Origin of the sequence: Rhodococcus sp. NPDC003318 (genome assembly GCF_042879035.1) — a bacterium.
In the GTDB taxonomy this organism is placed as follows: Bacteria; Actinomycetota; Actinomycetes; order Mycobacteriales; family Mycobacteriaceae; genus Rhodococcus_G.
Window position 1 is genome coordinate 1 of record NZ_JBIAOU010000035.1, and the last position, 20,373, is coordinate 20,373.

Here is a 20,373-nt window from a genome sequence, read left to right on the forward strand (position 1 = left end):
AGCGCACGAATACGTTCGTGGCCCACAGGTTTGATGTCACTCTTCGTCCGCGCGACCTGCCCGACATTCCAGATCACCGCGCGGCTGAGCTCGGAAAGCTCCTCGTCCTCGATCTGCGTCAGGTTGCCGTCGATCCAGACAGCCAGACGCGCCTCGAGTCCCGACTCCTTGAACACCCGATGCTCGAGGTAGTCGTGAATGCTGAGCAGACCCTGCTCGTAGGTCGCGACGATGACATCGTCACGGCTACGGAAATGCCGGTAGAAGGCCTGATTCGACATGCCGGCCTCACCGACGATCTCCGCCAGCTTCGGCTGCTCCGTACACCCGTTGCGCAGCATCACAACCTGGGTCGCACGAATCAGCGACCTGACCTCGTCGTCGTACGAGGCCTGCCTACCGGGCTTGGGCACCCGACGCAGCTGACGGCCCCCCGGGATCACCGGCGGAGCATCATTCTGTCCTGGGACGATGTCGGTCATCGAATCAACTCGCTCGAGCGGTCGCGGCGGCAGCGACCGGATCAATATCCGATGAAACCGAGAGCCTCGGTCAGCAGACCAGGCAATGCCGGTTCCATACGCTGGAACGCCGGGCTCAGGGCGCCCCGCCTACGTGCACGCTTGATCAGCAATGCCGTCGCGGCCGCTTCCTTGTAGCGCGTCAGCGCGTGGAACCACTCGATGTCCTCGACCGGTCGACCCACCGTCTCCTCGTAGGTCGCGGTGACCTCCGCAACGGTGGGCGTGCCGCACGGGTCGTCGAATGCCGCGGCAGGATGACGCACCTCGTCGGTGAAGTAGGTGAGCCACGTCAGGTCGATGCGCGGGTCGCCGACGGACCAGATCTCCCAGTCGATGATGGCCGTGACACGGTCACCGTCGCACAGGGTGTTGCCGAGGCGGTAGTCGCCGTGATTGACAACGGGGGCCGCCGGAGCGGGCATCGTCGCGTGCAGCGCCTTGGCGCACGTCGGGTAGTCCCCGCGGAGGTCGTCCGGGATGGTCTCGAAAGCTCGTGTCCACCTGTCGATCTCTTCCGCCAGGGACAGGACGGGCTCGTCCCCGAGGCCGAGGTCGGCCGGGCTTACCGAATGGAGGTGCCCCAGCATCCGCGCGGCGTCGATGTACCGTGCGCGGGTCTGCGCCCGGGTGGCTTCGTCCCGCGGGCGGTCCGCGACCAGGAGAGGTTCGAGACATTCACCGGGGACCATCGCCATCGCCACGAACGGAGGCGCAGCGGAATCCTCGAAATGGACAGCCGGGGCGGCGACACCAGGCACGTTCTGCAGCGCCTTCATCACGCGACCCTGGCGGATCACGTCCCTGTTGCGGACCGGTTCGAGTCCGGGAGGTGCAACCTTGAGAACGATCGGTTCGGTGGTTCCGCCGCTCGAGACGTCGGCGATGAAAGTCAGGCTCGAGGTTCCCCCGGTCAGCGGGCGCACATTGTCGACCTGGATGTCCGGTCGCCACTGACGTCCTACCGCAGCAGCCCGGCGGGCGAGGTCGGCCATGAGGTCTGCGTGCTCGGATTCCTTCGGCATGTGGATCCTTCGCTAGATGTCGTAAAAGTGAGATTGAGATTCTGGGAATATCATTCCCAGTTTTGAGAGTGATGTCAAAACCGTCGCCAACCCGGAGATATCGACGGTGTGATCCGGAAGGCGCTGGTGCAGCCGTCCACCGGACCACGCACGGAGGGGCACCGAGGAGCGGAATGTTCCTGCTGACCCCATTTGTCGTGTCACCTCTCGTGCTCGTCGGGCTGACGCCAGGTCAGCCGACGGTGCCCGACAGCGCCGCGCGGCCACCGAACACCGGCGCACGCTTCTCGAGGAAGGCAGCCTTGGCCTCAGCGGCGTCCTCGCCGCCGATGTTGTTCACCTGCGCCTGGGATTCGCTTCGGAGCGCCTGCTCCAGGCTTCCGCCCTCGACAGCGGCCTCGAGGAGCTGCTTCGTCAACGACAGTGCCCGTGCCGGCCCCGCGGCCAGGCGCTCAGCCATGGAGGAGACGGTGGAGTCGATCTCGGACGGCGCGACGATCCGCGTAACCAGGCCGAGGTCGGCGGCTTCCTGGGCGGAGTACATGTCTCCGAAGTAGGCGATCTCCTTGGCCTTCTGCAGACCGACCAACCGGGGCAACAGCCACGAGCCACCCAGGTCGAGCGAGAGCGCACGACGGACGAAGATCTGCGAGAAGCGGGCCCGATCGGTGGCCACCACGAGGTCGCAGCCCAGGGCCAGGTTCCATCCCGCCCCGACGGCAACGCCGTCCACCTTCGCGATCGTGGGAATCGTCATGGCGTGCAGCGTCCGAGCCGCTTCACTGGCGTCGGACATGAAGTCGAGCGTGTCGCCGCCCTGCAGGCTCGCGAGATCTGCTCCGGAGCAGAAGTCGCCGCCGTCTCCGGTGAGCACCATGACGCGGTCGGAATGACCCCGCTCGATTGCGGTGAAGGTCTCGGCGAGTTCGTGCCACATGCCGAGGTTCACGGCGTTCTTCTTCTCGGGGCGGGACATGACCACCGTCACGACACCGCCGCTACGCTCGACACGCAGAAATTCCACCGACGTTGCTCCCATTCATCGTCCACACACATTCGAGGCCGGTGCGACCGCCCGAGGGTGTGCCGCTGCGCGGGATCGCGTCGCACCTGGATACTACCGAGAACGTAGTAGACATGGTTAACTACGTCAATAAGCACGCATATCTTTGAGGAGTGTCATGGACTTCGCTCTGAGTGACGAGCAGGTGGCCCTTGCCGAGGCCGAGCGAGCCTGGCTCACCAAGAACGACCCCCTGCTCGTTCGCAGGCCGACGATCGACGACGGCCCCGCCAGGATCCCCGCGCCGGCTCTCCGCCACGTTGCGGAGTCCGGCATCATCGGCCTGCTCACCTCCGAGATGGGTGGCACCCACGTCGATCTGCTCGTCCTGAGCGAGGAGCACGGCCGTTCCGGGAGCTCGGTTCCCGTCGCGGAGTTGGCGATCGCCTGCCGCCTGCTCGAGCAGATCGGGCACCCGGCACTCGACGAGGTCGCATCGGGTGAATCGCTCACCATTCCCGCGGTCGGCTCGCTCGAGACGGGGGCGCTGCACGCCGACGTCGACGGAACGTCTCTTCGACTGCACGGCACGACGGCTCCTGTCACCGGACTTGTCGACGCCCAGCGGGTCCTTCTCGTCGCCGCGACCGCGGACGGCACGGAGGTGGCGGCGCTGGTGGACGCCGCATCCGTCGAGGTCCGCGCCCTCCACACCCTCGACGTCACACGGTCGTGGGCGGTTGCCGACCTCGATGTCACTCTCGGCGAGGACGAGTGGTCGACTGTTCCGGCTGGCACCTTGGCGTTCCTTCGCGACGAGCTGTCCACTTTCCGTTCCGTCGATGCGCTGGGCGCGGCATCCCGTCTGCTCGAGCTCACGGTGGAGTACGCCGGTCAGCGCACACAGTTCGACAAGCCGATCGGAAGCTTCCAGGCCGTCAAGCACCACTGCGCCAACATGGCGCTCTCCGTTGAGGCGTCCCGCGCCGCGGTGTGGGCCGCGGCGGTGGCATTGGACGGCGACGACGCCGCGGTGCGTGAGCGTGCTGTTTCCGCGGCCGCGGCATTCGCGGGTGAGGGCACCAGCACCACCGCGCAGTCCGCGCTCCAGGTGCACGGTGGCATCGGGTTCACTTGGGAGCACGATGTACACCTGCTCATCCGTCGCATCAAGGTCGACGAGCTGCTCGACGGCTCGGTGAGCTACCACCGTCGTCGCTTGATCAGCGCCTGACCCACCCCTACACCGCAAAGAAGGGGGCGGTTGCCGGCTTACCGGCAACCGCCCCCTTCTTTGCGTGCCACTCCCCCGACCGATCGACACAAAAGGCCCGGACCGCAGTGCTGCACTGCGGTCCGGGCCGTGACCGTGAGGGCCGGATGCTGATCCGAGTCAGCGGGCCTTCCAGACCGGCTGACGCTTCTCCGCGAACGCGCGGGGTCCCTCCTTGGCGTCCTCGCTGGTGGCGAGTTGATCCCACTCGGCCACCGACAGCGACCAGCGGTCCGTCTCCGCGACGCGGACGCCGTCGACGACACCGTACGCGACGCGCTTGCTCGCCTGGACGGACAGCGGAGCGTTGACGGCGATCCGCTGCGCGAGGTCGACCGCGGCCTCGACGACCTTGCCTTCCGCGACGACCTGGTTGATCAGACCGACCTCGAGTGCGCGTGCCGCGGTGATGGGGTCACCGGTGAAGATCATCTCCATCGCGAGCCGCTGCGGGATCTGCGCGGGGAGACGGAAGACGCCACCGGCACCCGCGAGAAGTCCACGCTTGACCTCGGGCAGTCCGAACGTGGCGTTCTCCGCTGCCACGACGAGGTCCGCGGCCAGGGCGAGTTCGGTGCCGCCGCCGAGTGCGGTGCCGTTGACCGCGGCGATGGTGGGCTTGTCGGTGTACTTGTTCGCGAAACCGGCGAATCCCCATTCGCGGTTGTTCGGCGCGTACACCGACTCACCACGCGAGAGTGCCTTGAGGTCGGCGCCAGCGCAGAAGGACTTGTCGCCCGCACCGGTGAGCACGATCGCGCGCACCTCGGGGTCCGCGTCGGCCGCTTCCAGGGCACCGCCGACACCCGCGCTGACCGCCGAGTTCACGGCGTTGCGCGCGTCCGGTCGATTGATCGTGATCACCATGACGTTGTCCACGCGCTCGACGAGCACCGCGGGTTCGTTGGATTCGGTCACCGTAACTCCCTTGTTTTGATTTCCGGTTCAGTGGGCGTCGATCAGCTCGAGGATGGTGGCGTTCGCCTGTCCACCGCCCTCGCACATCGTCTGCAGCCCGTACCGCAGGTTGTTGACGCGCATGTGGTGGATCATGTCGGTGAGAATCCGACCACCGGATCCGCCCAGCGGGTGCCCGAGCGCGATGGCACCGCCGTTGGGGTTGACCTTCGCCGGATCCGCGCCGATGTCCTTGATCCACGCGAGCGGCACGCTCGCGAACGCCTCGTTGACCTCGAACACGCCGATGTCGTCGAGCGAGAGACCGGACTTGGCCAGCACCTTCTCGGTCGCCGGGATGGGGGCGGTCAGCATGAGGACGGGGTCGTCGCCGACGACGGCGACGGAGTGGATCTTCGCGATCGGCGTGACGCCGTACCGTGCGGCGGCCTCCTCGCTCATGATCAGCAGTGCCGACGCACCGTCCGAGATCTGAGAGGCGTTGCCGGCGTGGATGACGCCGTCTTCCTTGAAGACGGTCTTGAGCTTGGCGAGCGACTCTTCCGTCGTACCGCGGCGGATGCCCTCGTCCTTGGAGATCACGGTGCCGTCCGGCGTGGTGACCGGAACGATCTGGGCCTCGAACAGGCCCGCGTCCTGGGCGGCGGCGGCGCGCTCGTGGGACTGGACGGAGAACTTGTCGAGGTCGGAACGGCTCAGGCCCCACTTCTCGGCGATTGCCTCGGCGCCGACGCCCTGGTTCGGCTTGATTCCGTTGTATCGCTCCATGAATGCGGGGCTGTACGGCGAGCCCTCGAAGTTGATGGACAACACCGACGAACCCATCGGAACGCGGGACATCGATTCGACACCGCCGGCGACGACGACGTCGTAGTGTCCGGCCGCCACGCTCGCGACGGCGAAGTTGAGCGCCTGCTGCGACGAACCGCACTGACGGTCGACGGTGACACCCGGGACGGTCTCCGGCCAGCCGGCGGCCAGCAGGGCGTTGCGGGCGATGTCGTTCGCCTGATCGCCGACCTGCTGGACGCAGCCCCAGATGACGTCCTCGACGACCGAGGGGTCGATGCCGGCGCGCTCGACCAGCGCATTGAGGACGACGGCCGACAGATCGGCCGGGTGGACGGTGGACAGGCCGCCGTTGCGCTTGCCGACGGGGGTGCGAACTGCTTCCACGATGACTGCGGTCATGCTGTGCTCCTTGATGTCCCGAGCGTCGGCCCGGGTCTGGTGAGTGGGTCCGGGGGTGAATCGGTCAGCGGCTGGATCCGCCGGTCGTTCAGACCCGGGCGGCTTCGAGCTGCTCGACCATGTCGAGCAGGCGACGACGGTCGATCTTGAGCGACACTCCGCGCGGAAGCTCGTCGACCACGTGGATCGCGACCGGTACCTCGTAGCCGGTCAGCTTGTTCCGGGCGAAGGTCTTGAGGTCGTCCTCCGACACCGCGGCGGCGCCTTCGACCAGCTCGGCGACGGCCACCGGAACCTGTCCGAGTCGTTCGTCCGCCCGGCCGTAGACGCACACGTCGAGCACCGACGGATGTGCTCGCAGCGCGTCCGAGACGACCTCGGGGTGAACCTTGAAGCCGCCGCGGATGATTGCGTCGTCCGCCCGGCCGTCGATGTAGAGGAATCCGTCCTCGTCGAGGTGCGCGAGGTCGCTCGTGCGCATCCAGCCGTCGGCACCGGCACCGGTCTGTCCGGCCCGCACCTCCAACCGACCCGTCTCGCCGACCTGCAGGACCTCGCCGTTCTCGTCCACCGTCCGCAGATCGACACCCGGGAACGGCCGGCCGACGCTTCCACGCTTACGCGTCCACCATTCGATGTGCAGCGGCTTGGTCCAGCCGGCGACCGCACCGGAGAACTCGGTGGCGCCGTACACGATCAGCACGGGGAGGTTGTACTTGGCGATGAACTCGTCCGCCATGTCCGGGCTGACGAATGCGGTGCCGGCGGTGACGGCACGCAGGCTCTCCAGCTTCTCCGCCGGAACGTCGGCGCTGAGCACCGAGCGCATCGCCGCGGGAGGCAGGCTCGCGATCCGCGGCTTGTGCTCGTACACCGCGTCGACCCACCCGTCGACGGTGAAGCGTGGGAGCAGCACGAAGGGACGTGCCTCGGTGAGTGCCTGCAGCACAGCCCACAGACCGCCGATGTGCACGATGGCGAGCACCACGAGGGACACTCGTCCGGTGAGCGGCTCGCGTTCCGGCCCGGCCGCACCGGTGTGACTGTGTACTGCGCTCATGGCCGCGTCGAGCTGACGCCAGGTCAGCGGCACCCGCTTCGGCGGGCCGGTGGTGCCGGAGGTGAACATCTCCACCGCGACCGGGTTCTGCTCGTCCCGGTCGGCCTCGATGGTCACCGCCGGGCCGCCACAACGCTGCTCGACCGTCGATCCGTCGACTGCGAATCCGAGAATTCCCGCTTCCTCGGCGGCGGAGGCGAACTCCGCTTCCGCCCAGATGGCGGCGGGCGCGAGGACAACCTGCGGCAGCGAGTTCACCAGGTCCGAGGCCACGCGGGCGGCCGGCTGCATCGGGTTGAGGGTGACGATCGTGCGGCCCTTGCCCAGGATCGCAACCAGTGCCGCGATGGACTCCATCCGGTTGCCGAGGACGACACCGATGCGCGAGCCCTCCTCGCAACCGACACCGGTGAGCACCTCGTCGATCCGCTCGACGAGGACTCGGACCTGACCCCAGGTGAACCATTCACCGTTTTGCTGAATCATGTTCGCGGAGTCCGGTGCCCGCCACAGGGCACCCAATCCGGTCCTGATTCCCGCCATTGATCGCCTCCAGTTCTGCCGCCAAGGAAGACCTGCGCCCCCGGCCCGCCCTACATGGCGTCGCCCGGCAATTCCGTTCGCGCCAAAGGGCGCGTCCAGTTCAAGATAGAGCACATAGTTAACTAGGTCAATTGCCTGACGGCGTCCAAACGGCCGAAGGGGACCCGCTCTCGCGAGTCCCCTTCGACAAGGTTCACAGCCTGCGCGGCATGCGGCAGGAGGATCAGCGCGGCATCGACAACCCACGCTCGGCGATGATGTTCCGCATGATCTCGGAACTTCCGCCGGCGATCGTGTAGGCGCGGGCATACAGGAACTCGTCCTGCCAGCGGCCGTGGTCGACCACCCCGGCGTCGCCCTCCTCGAGAATTCCTGCCTCCCCGCACAGTTCGAGCCCGAATCGCGCGATGTCCACACCCAGCTCGCTGAACATCATCTTGGCCATCGGGCCGTCGGACACCCGCTCGGACTTGCGGGACCACCGACTGATGTTCGCGTAGACCAGCGCGGAGAGGGCCTCGACCGAGGCGGACAGCTGGCCGAGACGCTCCTGCACGGCGCCGTCCTCGATGGCGGGACGTCCGTTGCGCGTCACCCGCCCGGCGAGATCGACGAGCGCAGCAACGTTCTGCCGCAACCGAACCGCGTTGGTGGCAACACCGCTCCGCTCGTGCCCGAGGCTGGAGTTCGCGATCGACCAGCCCTGGTTCAGCTCACCGATCAGGGCGTCCGCGTCGAGTTCGACGTTGTCCAGGAACACCTCGTTGAAGTCCGACGTCCCCGTCATCTCACGCAGCGGCCGCACGTCGACACCCGGCAGCCGCATGTCCACAATGAAGGCACTGATGCCGCGATGCTTGGGGGCGTCCGGATCCGTCCGTGCCAGCAGGTAGCCGTAGTCGGACCACTGTCCGTTCGTGGTCCAGACCTTCTGGCCCGTGACCCGGAACCCGCCGCTCTCGGTCCGTGTCGCCTTCGTCCGGAGCGACGCTAGGTCGCTACCCGAACTCGGCTCGCTGAACAGCTGGCAGAAGATCAGCTCACCGGAACGGATTCCGGGCAGGTACTTCTCCCGCTGCTCCTCGGTTCCGAAATCGATCAACGCGTTCGACACGAGGTTGGCCGCACCCTGAACCGCCGCGGGCGTCCGCGCACGGGCCAGCTCCTCACCGACGACGACATCCCGCTCGGACGAGTGGGCTGCGCCGTTGCCACCGAACCGTTCCGGCCACGACCCGCCGATGTACCCGGCGGCGAAGAGCTTGCCGGTCCATTCCTTCAGCAGGGCCAGTTCCTCCGGGTTCTCGGCACTGCGCACTCCCGCCTTGGGAGCAATGTCAGGAGCGTTCGCTGCCACGAAAGCCCGAACCTCGCTACGGAACTCCTCGAGTTCCGCGGTCATCCCGTAGTCCATCTCAGATCCTCTTCAGCCTCTCGCGAGCGTCGACCGTCTTCACTGTCCTCCGGGTCACCGGACCTCGTACTTGCGCGTGGGGACCTCGGATCGGACGACCTGCGCCTTGCCGATCGGGTTGCCCAGCGATGTGTACGACATCCCGGTTGCCAGGGCCTGCGAGCGGGTCGAGTCCTTCGACTCCCAGATCGCGCGAATGCTGCCCTGGATCGCGGCTGGCGGCTTCGCCGCGATGCGTGCGGCGAGGTCCGCCGCCCGCTCCCACAGGCCGTCGCGGGACACGACCTCGCTGACGAGTCCGATCTCGTAGGCACGCTGGGCCGACATCCGCTCGTCGAGCCCGAGCAGGACCATCCTCAGCACCTCCCCGATCGGGATACGGTGCGCGAGCCCGATCGGCTCGAGCGCCGCGACCATTCCGTAGGAGACGTGCGGATCGAAGAACTGTGCGTCCTCGCTCGCGACGATGATGTCCGCCTCGTTGATCCAGTACAGCGCGCCACCGGCGACCATCCCGTGCACCGCGCAGATCAGGGGCTTCCAGCAGCCGTTCTGCTTGGGCGACAGGTCCGCCCCCGGATCCCGGCGACTGAACACGTTCTCGGAGACGTACGTCCCCTCCTTGACGTCCATGCCGGTGCTGAAGGCGCGGTCGCCACTGGCCCGCAGCACGACGACGTGCACGTCGTCGGTCTCGGACGCGTAGTCCCACAGCGCCCGGAACTCGCGCCGCATCTCGTTGGTGAACGAGTTCATGCGGTCGGGACGGTTCAGGGTGACGGTCAGAACGTGGTCGTCAAGCTCTGCGATCACCGTGGTGAGGGCGCTCAGGTCCACAGTTCCTCCTGGAAAGTTCGGGCAGCCATTATCAGAATGTCATCGAGCAGGCGGGAGCGAGAAGTGTCCCGGCGACGCCGCGATGTTGGGCGGGTCTGCCCGGGGCGGTCGTGGTCACGCCCCGGGCAGTCCCAGGTTTCGTCAGGCCTGAGCGGCCCGGCGCTTCTCGGCGCGCAGTTCGCCGTTGCGCTTGAGCAGCTGCGCGGCGATGCGCTCCCACTCGGCGGGGGCCGTGGGCAGGACCGCCAGACCCGCGGCGCGGCTGGGCAGCGACACCGTCGCGGTCGCCGGGCAGGTGACCTCGCCGCGCTGGCTGGTGCCGCGGAACTCGAGGTCGACCAGGTACCGGTCACCCTCGACACGCTTGCCGACGACACTGCCGGTGAAGTAGTGCGTGTCGCCGAGGTAGTTGAACTTGCGCATCTGGCTGGACATCGACTCGATCCAGCCCTCGTCGCCGATCCAGTCGGTCAGGTAGTGCGTCAGCCAGCAGTCGCGCATCATGCCGTAGTCGTACGCGGCGGGCAGGCCGATCGACCGTGCGTACTCGCTGTCCCAGTGGATGCGCTGCGCGACGTCCGGAACACCCTGCTCGTTGGGGATGTAGAACGCGCCGATCCGCTGGCGGTTCTTGTAGGCCAGACGCCCGGCGGACGGGGTGTACGGCGCGAAACCGTAACCGCCGGAATGGAAGACCATCATGTCGGTGGCGGTGAGGGGGCCCTTGGCCATGTTCCCGAGGGAGTCGCCGACCTCGACGTCCTCCCAGTAGCGGGTCTCCGCGCCGCGCGGCTTCTCCGCAGCGTAGAGCTCGTCGATCGCGGCGATGTCCTCGGGCGTGTAGGTCGCGGCCTCGATCGCGTCGTACTTCTTGCGCTTCTTCGACTCGTGCCGCTCCGTGTGGATGGTGAGCACGCGCTGCGCCTGCACGACCTCGGCACGCTGGTTGAACTGGACGTGCACGCGGGTGACGAACAGGGAGCGGCCCGCGAACTCGGACTCCTTGAGTTCGACCTTCTCGAATCCGTGGAAGGCGTAGACGGTGTCACCGTCGTACACCGGCCGGTACCAGTCGGTGGTGCTGCCGGAGACGAAGACGTGGATGCCACGGAACGCCGGGCGACGGTGCTCGCGCGGCATGGGGTCGGTCAGCAGTTCCTGGCGCAGCGCGATGTTGAACATCGGCGGGACGATCTGACCGCCCCAGCGCGTGTCCTTCGCGTAGTCCTCGTCCACGAACAGCGGGTTGTCGTCACCGTAGGAGCGTGCGAAGTTGCGGATGAAGTCCGGCGTCGCGCGGCTGAACTGCTCCCGCTGGGTAACCCCGTGGTAGATGCCGACGATGTCCCTGGCCCGCTGGATGTCGGACTCGAGAAACTCGTAGATCTCGGTGTCGGCTCCAGCCTTCTCCGCCGTGGTCATGGGTTACCTCCGTGATCGATGGGCGCGAACCGTGTCAGCGCCACTGAACCGGCCGCGGGGCCGGCGAGAATGATCCACCGTTACCGCGACATAGTAAGTCAACTTAGTAAGATATGTAAACACCTCGGTGGCGCGCCCGCAATCACGGGCGCGCCACGCGGGTCAGAGTGCGGCGGCCTGCTCGACGAGGCGCTCCACGACGTGCCGGCGCACGAGCTTGCCGGTCTCCGTACGCGGGAGCTCGTCCCAGTAGACGATGCGCTCCGGAGTCTTGCTGCTGCGCAACGCATCCCGGACGAACGCGCGCAACGCCTCGCCGTCGACGCCCTCGCCGGGACGAAGCACGACGGCGGCCTCGATCCGCTGGCCCCACTCCTCGTCGGGCAGGCCCACCACGGCGACGTCCAACACGGCGGGATGCCGCAGGATGACGTCCTCGATCTCGGCCGGCGCGATGTTCTCCGCACCGCGGATGATGGTGTCGTCGACGCGGCCGCCGACGAACAGGTAGCCCTCGTCGTCGAGGTAGCCCTTGTCGCGGGTGTCGAAGAAGCCGCGCTCGTCGACCATTCGACCGACTCCGGCGTACTCCGCCGAGACCTGGTCCCCGGCCACGCAGATGCGCCCGACCTCGCCGGCGCCGAGCACCACGTCGTTGTCGTCGCGGATTTCGATCTCCACGCCCGGGACGGGAACACCCACCGAACCGAGTCGCGCGCGGGACTGGGGGTCGTCGGACTCGATGGCCGCCCGGTGCTCGTCGGGACCGAGGACCGCGACCGTCGAACTCGTCTCGGTCAGTCCGTAGGCGTTGACGAACCCGACCTCCGGCCACAACTGCAGTGCCTGCTCGATCACCCGCGCCGGCATGGGGGCACCGCCGTAAGCGAGGCCGCGCAGCGTCGGAATCGACTTGTCCGCATCGGAATCGACGATCCGCGACAGCATCGTCGGCACGACCAGTGCGTTCGTGATGCCCTCGCCGCGGACCGTGTCCAACCACTGCTCCGGCGTGAACTGCTCGAGCACCATCGTGCGCCGGCCGGCGTAGAGATTGGTGATGACGTTGGCGACCGCCGCGATGTGGTACGGCGGCACGCTCACCAGAGCGGCGTCGACGTCCTCGGCGTTCGCGAACTCGACGGAGCCGAACACGTACGAGGTCAGGTTCTCGTGCCGGAGCAGAACACCCTTCGGCGCGGAGGTGGTGCCCGAGGTGTAGATGACCACGGCCGCGCCCTCGGAGTCGAGAATCTCGTCCTCGTCGGCCTGGGTCGCGTCGGACGCGGAGAGCTGCTGCAGCCACTGTTCCGGAGTGCGCACGCTCAGTCCGGCGCTCTCGAGCACCTCCGCCTGATTCGGGTCGGCGATTCCCAGCGCCCGGGGATGGTTGGCCAGCAGCGCGTCGAGCTGCTCACGCCCGAGGCGATAGTTGACCGGGACCAGCGGCACGCCGGCTCGCGCGGCTGCGAACATGGCGACCGGGAATGCCGGGCCGTTGACCGCCAGGTACACGACCGCGTCGGCGCCGGAGCTGCGGATGACGTCCGCGCCCGCGACCGTCAGTTCCTTCAACCGTGACGCGGTCAGGCCCTCGTCCCGGGTGCCGATCACCACCCGGTCGCCGAAAGCGTCGACCGCCATGTCCAGCAACATCGAAATATTCATCCGTCGACTCCCACTCGTCGTTCGCGGTCGAGAAAGCTCAGTCCGAGGAGGGCAGCGGCTTGGCCGCCTTGAGGACGAGTACGGTGCCGTCCAGCGCGAGACGACCCTTTCCGGCCTTGGTGCACAGCACCTCGAGACCCGACGCCTCGTCGACGTAGCGCTTGCCGAGGACTGCACCGTCGACGTCCGCGGCATCGATCGAGCTGCCGTCGCCGGCGGGCACCTTCCCCTCCACCATCGGGGTGCCACCACACGTCAGGCTCACGTCACCGTCTGCGGGACGGAGCACAACCAACGTGGTGGTGTCGACGACACTGGCCAACGCCTGACCGACCTTGAGAATCACGATTCCTCCATTCACGGGGCGGTGCGACCGCAGGGGGCGGCCGCGGGATGTCAGGGACGGCACGCCGATCCTGGGATCGTAGCGCGCATCACATAGTTTAGATAGTACTATAAGTGGACTACACCTCTTCCGGGAATCCACCCGGGTCGTCAGATAGGGACATTGATGAACATCTCCGACAAGAAGGCCGTCGTCGTCGGTGGCGCGTCAGGCATGGGTCGGGCAACCGCCGAAGCCCTTGCCGCAGCTGGAGCCCAGGTCGCCATCCTCGACCGCGAGGAGAGCAACGGCAAGGAGGTCGCGACGGCGATCGGCGCGATCTTCCACCCGATCGACATCACCGATTTCGAGGGTGCGGAGCAGGCGCTCGCCGCGGCAGTCAACGACCTTGGGGCGCTGCACATCGCGGTGAACACTGCCGGCGGTGGAACTGTGAAGCGGACGCTCGGCCGGAGCGGCCCCCACGACCTCGAGAGCTTCCAGAAGGTTATCAACCTCAACCTGATCTCGACGTTCAACCTGAACCGTCTCCAGGCATTCCACATGTCGCAGAACGAGCCGGAAGACGACGAACGCGGCGTCATCATCAACACCTCCTCGATCGCCGCCTTCGAGGGCCAGATCGGCCAGGTCGCCTACAGCGCGGCGAAGGCCGGCATCGCCGCCATGTCGCTGGTCATGGCCCGCGACCTCGGCCCCCAGGGTATCCGCGCCCTGGCGATCGCGCCGAGCCTGTTCGCGACCGGCGCCACCGCCAAGTTCACCGACGAGCAGGTCGCCCCCCTCGTCGAGGACGCCGCCTTCCCGAAGCGGATGGGCCGGCCCGAGGAGTTCGCCAAGCTCGCCCTCGCAATCGTCGACAACCAGATGCTCAACGGGCAGGCACTGCGCCTGGACGCCGGCCAGCGGTTCGCACCTCGCTAATCGTCGCCACAACGCTTGTCGCCGTGGCCGATTCGGATCACACCTGATCGGCCACGGCTTCGCCTGCCCTGATGACGAGATTCGCCGGACCCAACGAATCCGCGAATCGGCAAGAGGATCCGCCATGTCACCACTGACCGAGACCGCTGTGTCCCTGGCTTCGCTCCGTCGCCCACCTGTCGGTGAGATTCTCGCCCTGAGCCAAGTGGGGCCGGACGCGTTCCGCGGTGACTCGCACACCCGGGCCCGCCGCATCTACGGGGGCCAGACACTCGGACAGGCACTGGTGGCAGCCGGCCGGACCGTCGAACGTGACCACCACCCCCACTCGCTGCACGGACATTTCATCCACCCGGGTCGCTCCGACCTCCCGATCGACTACCACGTCGAACGCGTGCGGGACGGCGGCAGCTTCACCACCCGGCACGTGCGGGCCGTTCAGAACGACCGGACGCTCCTGATGGCGACCGCGTCGTTCCAGCGCACCGAGGACGGTCTGACCCATCAGGACACGGGCACGACTCCCCGCCCCCGACCCGAGGACCTCCCTCGCTTCGAAAACAGCCTCAGCGCATCCGAACTCGGTGATGTTCAGTGGCTGCACCAACTGCTGTCCAACGTCGGAGTCGAGTTCCGGTTCCCCGAGGAGTACCCGCGCCTCGCCAACCGACGGGGCGCGAAACTGCCACCGCGGCAGCGGGCGTGGATCAGGACGCCTGAACCGCTCGCTGACGAATCACTGCTCCACGCAGCGGGATTCGCGTACTGCTCGGACCTGTTCCTGCTCTCGGCGGCGCTTCCCCCCCACGCTCGGCACATCGACACCCCGGGACTGAAGCTGGCGAGCCTGGACCACACGGTGTGGCTGCACGCGCCGTTCCGTGCGGACGAGTGGCACCTGTACGAGCAGCACGGCTACTGGATGGGCAACGGCCGCGGCATCAGCAAGGGACATCTCTTCGACCGCGACGGCACACTGCTGGCCAGCACGATGCAGGAGGGTCTGCTGCGATTCCGGTGAGGGCATCGCGCTCACCCGATCACGCAGACCATGCCTTCAGAAGCTCGGCGCACAGCATCGTCTTGAGCTGTCGATCCTGCGGAGGTTCTGCCTCGGTCGGCCGCAGGGCTGCCTCGACCCGGGCCAGCAGCTCGTCCCTCGTTCCTCCGAACGTGACGAGGAGCTCGTCTGCGCCCGATCCGCCGCGCGGCGCCGCCATGATGGCCAACGACAGCACCGCGCGGTCGGAACAGCTCAACAGATGCATACGTTCGAGATACCCGCAGATGCCCAGCGAACGGCGCAGCCAGACCACGTCGAAGGTCTGATCGCCGTCCGTCGCGTAGTCGACAATCCCGTCGATCGCGGCTGAGCTACGCCCGTACGACACTGATCTTCCTGCGGCACAGGGCAATCAGGCCGTTGTGAACCCGAGGATCCAGAACCGGAGCCCGTCTGTCGACGAGAATCTCGAGGAGCCCCCGATAGAACTCCTCGGGTTGAACACCGAACTCTGGAAGGATGTACTCGTCACCGTCGAAGGCACCCCAACGCAGCGCGAAGTCGATCGCGCCCCGGACAGAAGTCCCTTGCAACAAGGTTTCGGATCGCAGCCCCTGCCCGACACGATTCTTCGACACCGGAACGCAGATCGTTCTCGCTGTCATCGGCGACACCGTCACAGCTTCCCTCCAATCATCTGACGCGGTCGAGCAACTCCGTGACCGCGCGGTCGCGCATCGCCTCGGGTCGGCCGAGCCAGGCTTCGTTCGCAATCGCCCTGCGCAGCAACAGGTGTGCGGTGTGCTCCCAGGTGAAGCCGATGCCACCGTGGATCTGGATGCAGTCCTCGGTGGACCGCACCGCGGTGCTCAGCGCCTCGGCCGATGCCAGTTCCGCGGACAGCACCGCATCCGGGTCGGTGCCGTCCCGATCCGCCGCCGCGAGAACCTGCCCACGGGCGCCCTCCGCGCCGACCAGGAGGTACGCGCACTTGTGGGAGATGGCCTGGAACGACCCGATGGCGTGCCCGAACTGTTCACGCTGTCCGGCCCATTCGACTGCGAGCGCCAGGGCACGGTTGGCGACACCGACGGAGTCGGCGGCAACGAGCAGCTGGGCGATTCGACGGGCGGCGGCGAGCGCGGTCGTGACTCGGGCTCCGGAGGCGACCACCGTTGCCGGCGTCCCGTCGAAGCCGACCACGCCGACGGTCGCGGTGATGTCGATCGAGTTCTGCACGACGATCGATGCCCCGCTCGACGACGCGGTCGCCAGTACCGGATCGCCGGTCGCGGCGTCGGTGGCGAGCACGACGAGGACGTCGGCTGCCGGAGCGCCCGCGACCCGCACGACGGTGCCGGTCAGCCGCTCCCCGTCGAAGACCGGGAGCGCGTGGTCGACGGCCCAGCCGTGATCGTCGACCGGGGCGACGAACGCCGCGGTGGCGCCCTCGATCACCGTCCTCGCCTGTTCGTCCGCACCCGCGGCCAGGAGGACCTCGAGCGCGATCGCCGTGGGCACGAGCGGCACGGGTGCCAGGTGGTACGCCGCTTCCTCGACGGCTGCGCACAGCAGCCTGAGGGGGGCGCCACCGCCACCGAGGGACTCGGGGGCCGCCAGACCCGGCAGACCGAACCGGACCAACTCGTCCCAGAGCGCGCCGTCGTACTCGCCCGGGGTCTGCTCGCGGGCCAGCAGCTTCTCGGTCTCGACGTACGAGGAGACCGCCGCACCGAGAACCTCCCGAAGCGCTGCCTCGTCCTCCTCCGGCGGCGTGAGGGGGCGGCCCGGCGTGACGGCCGGGGCACGTCGCCCTTCACCGCGGTGCGACGGCAGTCCCAGCACACCCTCGGCGATCGTGTTGCGTTGGATCTCGGCGGTACCGGCGCCGATGGTGGTGGCGCGCGACATCAGGTAGCCGTAGGTCCAGCGGCCCTTCTCGACCACGCCCTCGGACCGCGCGCCGAGCACCGCCGCGTTGCCCGTCAACCGCAGGGCGAGCCGGTGCAGGTGCTGTTCGAACTCGGACTTGACGAGGCGGTTGACCGAGGCGACACCGCCCGGGTCCTCGCCACGCAGCACCGCGTCCAGCGCCCGCGCGCTGTTCGCCGCGATGCTCCGCACCGACGTCTCGATCCGGGCGAGCTCCTGCCGGACCAACGGGTCGTCGGCGCGGCCCTGGTCCAGCGCCAGTCGGAACACCTTGTCGACCGTTCCGCGGTAGCGGAACTCGTCGGCGAGGAAAGCGGTGGCGCGCTCGTGGCCGAGGGACGTCCGCATGATCGACCAGCCCTGGCCTTCTTCGCCGAGACGATTGGCGACGGGGACCTCGACGTCGTCGAAGAAGACCTCCGCGAAGTGGTGACCGCCGGCCGCGTCGCGCAGCGGGCGGATCTCGATGCCCGGCGAGTCCATCGGGATGAGCAGGTAGGTGATGCCCGACGTGCCACGACCGGCAGGGCCGGTGCGGACCAGCGCGAAGATCCAGTCGGCCTTGTCCGCTTTCGTCGTCCAGATCTTCTGGCCCGTCACCCGGTAGACATCACCGTCACGAACCGCGCGGGTGGAGAGCGACGCCAGATCGCTACCGGCACCGGGCTCGGAGAATCCCTGGCACCAGAACTCGTCGGCTCGCAGCAGCGGCTCGAGGAAGCGGTCCTTCTGCTCCTGAGTTCCGTGCACGATGATCGTGGGCGCGACGATGAAGGACATCGCACACGGATGCTTCGGCGCACCGGCATCGGAGATCATCCGGTAGTAGTCGAGCTGGTCCTCGAGCGACAGCTCCATTCCACCGACCTCGGCGGGCCAGCCCGGGGCGGCCAGACCGGCGTCGACGAGCTCGGACTGCCACGCGATGGACGCGTCGAAACGCTCGCGGGACGTCGCGGGACGCGGGCGCCTGCGATAGTCGTCGAGCAACACGGACAGCCTGGAACGCCAGTCGCCCGTATCGGTGCTCCGCACCAGTGTCGACGTCTTCTCCACCACGTCACGTCCCTTCGATGTTGGTATGGAACTTTGTTGTGTCAGTTCTTCGGGGTGCGTCGGCCGCCGAATCGCGCACTCACGTCGCCGCTGTTCGAGCGGTACGTCACCGCGGCCTCCGCTTCGAGGCTCAGTGCGTGCGAGAGCGACGCGCCCGCGCCCTCTTTGAGCAGGCGCAGCATCCGCTGGATCGCCGCGGGGTGCCCGCCGGCGATCTTGTGTGCGATCTCGAGCGTCCGCTCCATCAGGGACTCGTGCTCGACGACCTCGTTCGCGAGCCCGATGCGGGCCGCGGTGGCACCGTCGATCGGTTCGCCGCTGAGGATGAACTGGATCGCCGCGGGCAGTCCCACCATGCGCGGCAGCATCGCGCTGCCGCCCCAGCCGTTGAGCAGACCGATCTGTGCGTGCGTGTCGGCGAACTCGGCGCGATCCGAGGCGATGATGAACGAGCAGTTCACGGCGAGTTCGTAGCCACCGGTGTAGCAGGGACCGTTGACCGCGGCGATGACCGGCTTGGAGATGCCGCGGATCACCTGGGTGGGCGTGGGCCCCTCGGTCCGAGGCGACGGACCCGACAGCGCTTCGGGCAGGTCGACTCCCGAGGAGAAGGCGGTGCCGGCGCCGGTGATGACGACGACGCGAACCTCGTCGTCGCCCTCCGCTCGCCACAGTTCCTTCTTGAGGGCCTTGCGCATCGCCCGGTTGATCGCGTTGCGGCGATCGGGACGGTTGAGCGTCAGGATCGTGACGCCACCGTCACGGGTGACCAGCAGTGGCGAGTCCTCCTCGACCACTGCTGCGTTGACCTCGGTTTCGGTCATCGGACGCCTCAGCCCGCGTTCGCCGGGCTGACGACGACGCCGCGGGCGAGCCGCTCGAGCCGGGCCTCGGCGTCCTCGGAGATGCGGCGCACGATGTCTCCGGCGGGCGGGATGTCGTTGATGAGTCCCTGCACGACGCCGACGGTCCAGATTCCCGCCTCCGGGTCGCCGAACTCGTACACCTTGCGGCCGCGCGTACCGACGACGAGGTCCTTCACGTCCTTGAAGCGTCCGCCCTTGTTGAGGATGTCCACGACCTCTTCGCTGACCGAGTTCCGCGCTGCACGCATCGTGTTGCGGAGCTGACGGAAGATCAGCTGGGTGTCGAGTTCGGATGCCCCGACGATCTGCTGCTTGATGTTGTCGTGGATCGGGCTCTCCTGGGAGCACATGAACCGGGTGCCCATGTTGATTCCGTCCGCACCGAGCGCGAGGGCCGCGGCGAGACCGCGCCCGTCGGCGAATCCACCCGAGGCGATGAACGGGATGCTCAGGGCGTCCGCGGCCGCGGGGATGAGCACGAGGCCGGGCACGTCGTCCTCACCGGGGTGGCCGGCGCACTCGAACCCGTCGATGCTCACGGCATCGACGCCGATCCGTTCGGCCTTGAGTGCGTGCCGAACGCTGGTGCACTTGTGGATGATCTTGACGCCGTGCGCCTTGAGGTGCTCGACGTGCACGGTGGGATCGGATCCCGCGGTCTCGACGATCTTCACGCCGGAGTCGATGATGACCTGCCGGTACTCGGCGTACGGCGGCGGGTTGACCGAGAGCGTGAGCGTCAGGTTCACACCGAACGGCTTGTCGGTCAGTGCCTTGCAGCGCTCGATCTCGCGCGCCAGGTCCTCTGGCGTCGGCTGGGTCAGCGCGGTGATGATGCCGAGGCCGCCGGCTTCGGACACCGCTGCCGCGAGCTCGGCGCGCCCGACCCACATCATGCCACCCTGGACGATGGGGTGATCGAGGCCGAACTCCTCAGTGAATCGTGTCTTCAACATCGCTACTCCTAGGCGCGCACCGGCGATCCGGACGATGAACGCCGCAGCCCTCCGCTGCGGCGCCCGATACTAACTACGATTACATAGTTTACTATGTCGCCATAGTGAACCGTCAACCCGCCGGATCGCCAGACCGCTTCTCCCCCTCGGGCCCTTGGCGCGACGACCAGGACAAATGAGCCGACCTTCCTGTCCGAAACAGGTTCGGGGTGCTTTACTGGGTACTCATAGTCAACGTTGAGCAGAGAAGGTGTACCGACTCATGACCGACGCAGCTTCCGTAGCGCCTGTCTTCGACCGTTACCCGTCCTCGGGGCGCCCCATCCGCACACCGAAGACGGCGGAACTGGTTGCCCTCAAGCTGCGGCGCATGATTGTCGACGGCGAGCTGAAGGACGGCGACCACCTCCCGCAC

Annotated in this window: 19 protein-coding genes and 1 pseudogene; 4 read left to right on the top strand and 16 right to left on the bottom strand. The window is 67.5% G+C overall.

Annotation, left to right across the window (positions count from 1 at the left end; all coding sequences use genetic code 11):
• The 3 genes from ACFYVR_RS26320 to ACFYVR_RS26330 form a co-directional block, all read right to left on the bottom strand.
• A partial coding sequence (locus ACFYVR_RS26320) for a TetR/AcrR family transcriptional regulator (protein ID WP_387479112.1) occupies positions 1-482 on the bottom strand: 482 nt, incomplete at its 3' end.
• Between the two features lie 41 nt (positions 483-523).
• Positions 524-1,546, bottom strand: a complete 1,023-nt coding sequence (locus tag ACFYVR_RS26325; protein ID WP_387479115.1) for a phosphotransferase family protein — start codon at positions 1,544-1,546, stop codon at positions 524-526.
• 232 nt (positions 1,547-1,778) lie between these two features.
• Positions 1,779-2,570: an enoyl-CoA hydratase/isomerase family protein gene (locus tag ACFYVR_RS26330; RefSeq protein ID WP_387479118.1), complete on the bottom strand. Its 792-nt coding sequence runs from the start codon at positions 2,568-2,570 to the stop codon at positions 1,779-1,781.
• Positions 2,571-2,727: 157 nt separating this feature from the next.
• Between ACFYVR_RS26330 and ACFYVR_RS26335 the strand changes: the two genes are divergently transcribed.
• Positions 2,728-3,783, top strand: a complete 1,056-nt coding sequence (locus ACFYVR_RS26335) for an acyl-CoA dehydrogenase family protein (RefSeq protein WP_387479121.1) — start codon at positions 2,728-2,730, stop codon at positions 3,781-3,783.
• 159 nt (positions 3,784-3,942) lie between these two features.
• Here ACFYVR_RS26335 and ACFYVR_RS26340 read toward each other — a convergent pair whose 3' ends face one another.
• The 8 genes from ACFYVR_RS26340 to ACFYVR_RS26375 form a co-directional block, all read right to left on the bottom strand.
• Positions 3,943-4,740, bottom strand: coding sequence for a crotonase/enoyl-CoA hydratase family protein (locus ACFYVR_RS26340; RefSeq protein ID WP_387479124.1), 798 nt, complete (start codon positions 4,738-4,740; stop codon positions 3,943-3,945).
• 27 nt (positions 4,741-4,767) lie between these two features.
• Complete coding sequence (locus tag ACFYVR_RS26345) at positions 4,768-5,931, bottom strand: thiolase family protein (RefSeq protein WP_387479127.1); 1,164 nt, start codon at positions 5,929-5,931, stop codon at positions 4,768-4,770.
• Positions 5,932-6,019: 88 nt separating this feature from the next.
• Complete coding sequence (locus ACFYVR_RS26350) at positions 6,020-7,534, bottom strand: class I adenylate-forming enzyme family protein (protein ID WP_387479130.1); 1,515 nt, start codon at positions 7,532-7,534, stop codon at positions 6,020-6,022.
• A 223-nt stretch (positions 7,535-7,757) separates the two neighbouring features.
• Entirely contained in the window at positions 7,758-8,948 is a 1,191-nt protein-coding gene (locus ACFYVR_RS26355) for an acyl-CoA dehydrogenase family protein (RefSeq protein ID WP_387479133.1), read from the bottom strand.
• 54 nt (positions 8,949-9,002) lie between these two features.
• Complete coding sequence (locus ACFYVR_RS26360; RefSeq protein WP_387479136.1) at positions 9,003-9,785, bottom strand: enoyl-CoA hydratase/isomerase family protein; 783 nt, start codon at positions 9,783-9,785, stop codon at positions 9,003-9,005.
• A gap of 141 nt (positions 9,786-9,926) precedes the next feature.
• Positions 9,927-11,207: a MaoC family dehydratase N-terminal domain-containing protein gene (locus tag ACFYVR_RS26365; protein WP_387479139.1), complete on the bottom strand. Its 1,281-nt coding sequence runs from the start codon at positions 11,205-11,207 to the stop codon at positions 9,927-9,929.
• A 162-nt stretch (positions 11,208-11,369) separates the two neighbouring features.
• On the bottom strand, positions 11,370-12,875 hold the full coding sequence (locus ACFYVR_RS26370) for a class I adenylate-forming enzyme family protein (RefSeq protein ID WP_387479142.1): 1,506 nt from the start codon (positions 12,873-12,875) through the stop codon (positions 11,370-11,372).
• 37 nt (positions 12,876-12,912) lie between these two features.
• Positions 12,913-13,221 (bottom strand): hypothetical protein, encoded by a 309-nt coding sequence (locus ACFYVR_RS26375; RefSeq protein WP_387479145.1) that lies wholly within the window; start codon positions 13,219-13,221, stop codon positions 12,913-12,915.
• Between the two features lie 165 nt (positions 13,222-13,386).
• Between ACFYVR_RS26375 and ACFYVR_RS26380 the strand changes: the two genes are divergently transcribed.
• Positions 13,387-14,145, top strand: a complete 759-nt coding sequence (locus ACFYVR_RS26380) for an SDR family NAD(P)-dependent oxidoreductase (RefSeq protein WP_387479148.1) — start codon at positions 13,387-13,389, stop codon at positions 14,143-14,145.
• Between the two features lie 124 nt (positions 14,146-14,269).
• Positions 14,270-15,166: an acyl-CoA thioesterase gene (locus tag ACFYVR_RS26385; protein WP_387479151.1), complete on the top strand. Its 897-nt coding sequence runs from the start codon at positions 14,270-14,272 to the stop codon at positions 15,164-15,166.
• A 19-nt stretch (positions 15,167-15,185) separates the two neighbouring features.
• Here ACFYVR_RS26385 and ACFYVR_RS26390 read toward each other — a convergent pair whose 3' ends face one another.
• The 5 genes from ACFYVR_RS26390 to ACFYVR_RS26410 are packed head-to-tail and all read right to left on the bottom strand — an operon-like array spanning position 15,186 to position 19,958.
• A complete protein-coding gene (locus ACFYVR_RS26390) occupies positions 15,186-15,536 on the bottom strand; it encodes a hypothetical protein (RefSeq protein WP_387479154.1) in 351 nt (116 codons plus the stop codon).
• Complete coding sequence (locus tag ACFYVR_RS26395) at positions 15,520-15,828, bottom strand: hypothetical protein (protein WP_387479157.1); 309 nt, start codon at positions 15,826-15,828, stop codon at positions 15,520-15,522. Before ACFYVR_RS26395 ends, ACFYVR_RS26390 begins: the two co-directional genes overlap by 17 nt.
• Positions 15,829-15,841: 13 nt before the next feature.
• Entirely contained in the window at positions 15,842-18,139 is a 2,298-nt protein-coding gene (locus ACFYVR_RS26400) for an acyl-CoA dehydrogenase family protein (RefSeq protein WP_387479160.1), read from the bottom strand.
• Between the two features lie 38 nt (positions 18,140-18,177).
• Positions 18,178-18,960, bottom strand: coding sequence for an enoyl-CoA hydratase/isomerase family protein (locus ACFYVR_RS26405; RefSeq protein WP_387479163.1), 783 nt, complete (start codon positions 18,958-18,960; stop codon positions 18,178-18,180).
• A gap of 8 nt (positions 18,961-18,968) precedes the next feature.
• On the bottom strand, positions 18,969-19,958 hold the full coding sequence (locus ACFYVR_RS26410; RefSeq protein ID WP_387479166.1) for an NAD(P)H-dependent flavin oxidoreductase: 990 nt from the start codon (positions 19,956-19,958) through the stop codon (positions 18,969-18,971).
• A 262-nt stretch (positions 19,959-20,220) separates the two neighbouring features.
• Between ACFYVR_RS26410 and ACFYVR_RS26415 the strand changes: the two are divergent.
• Positions 20,221-20,373, top strand: a pseudogene (locus ACFYVR_RS26415) (GntR family transcriptional regulator); the annotation flags it as partial.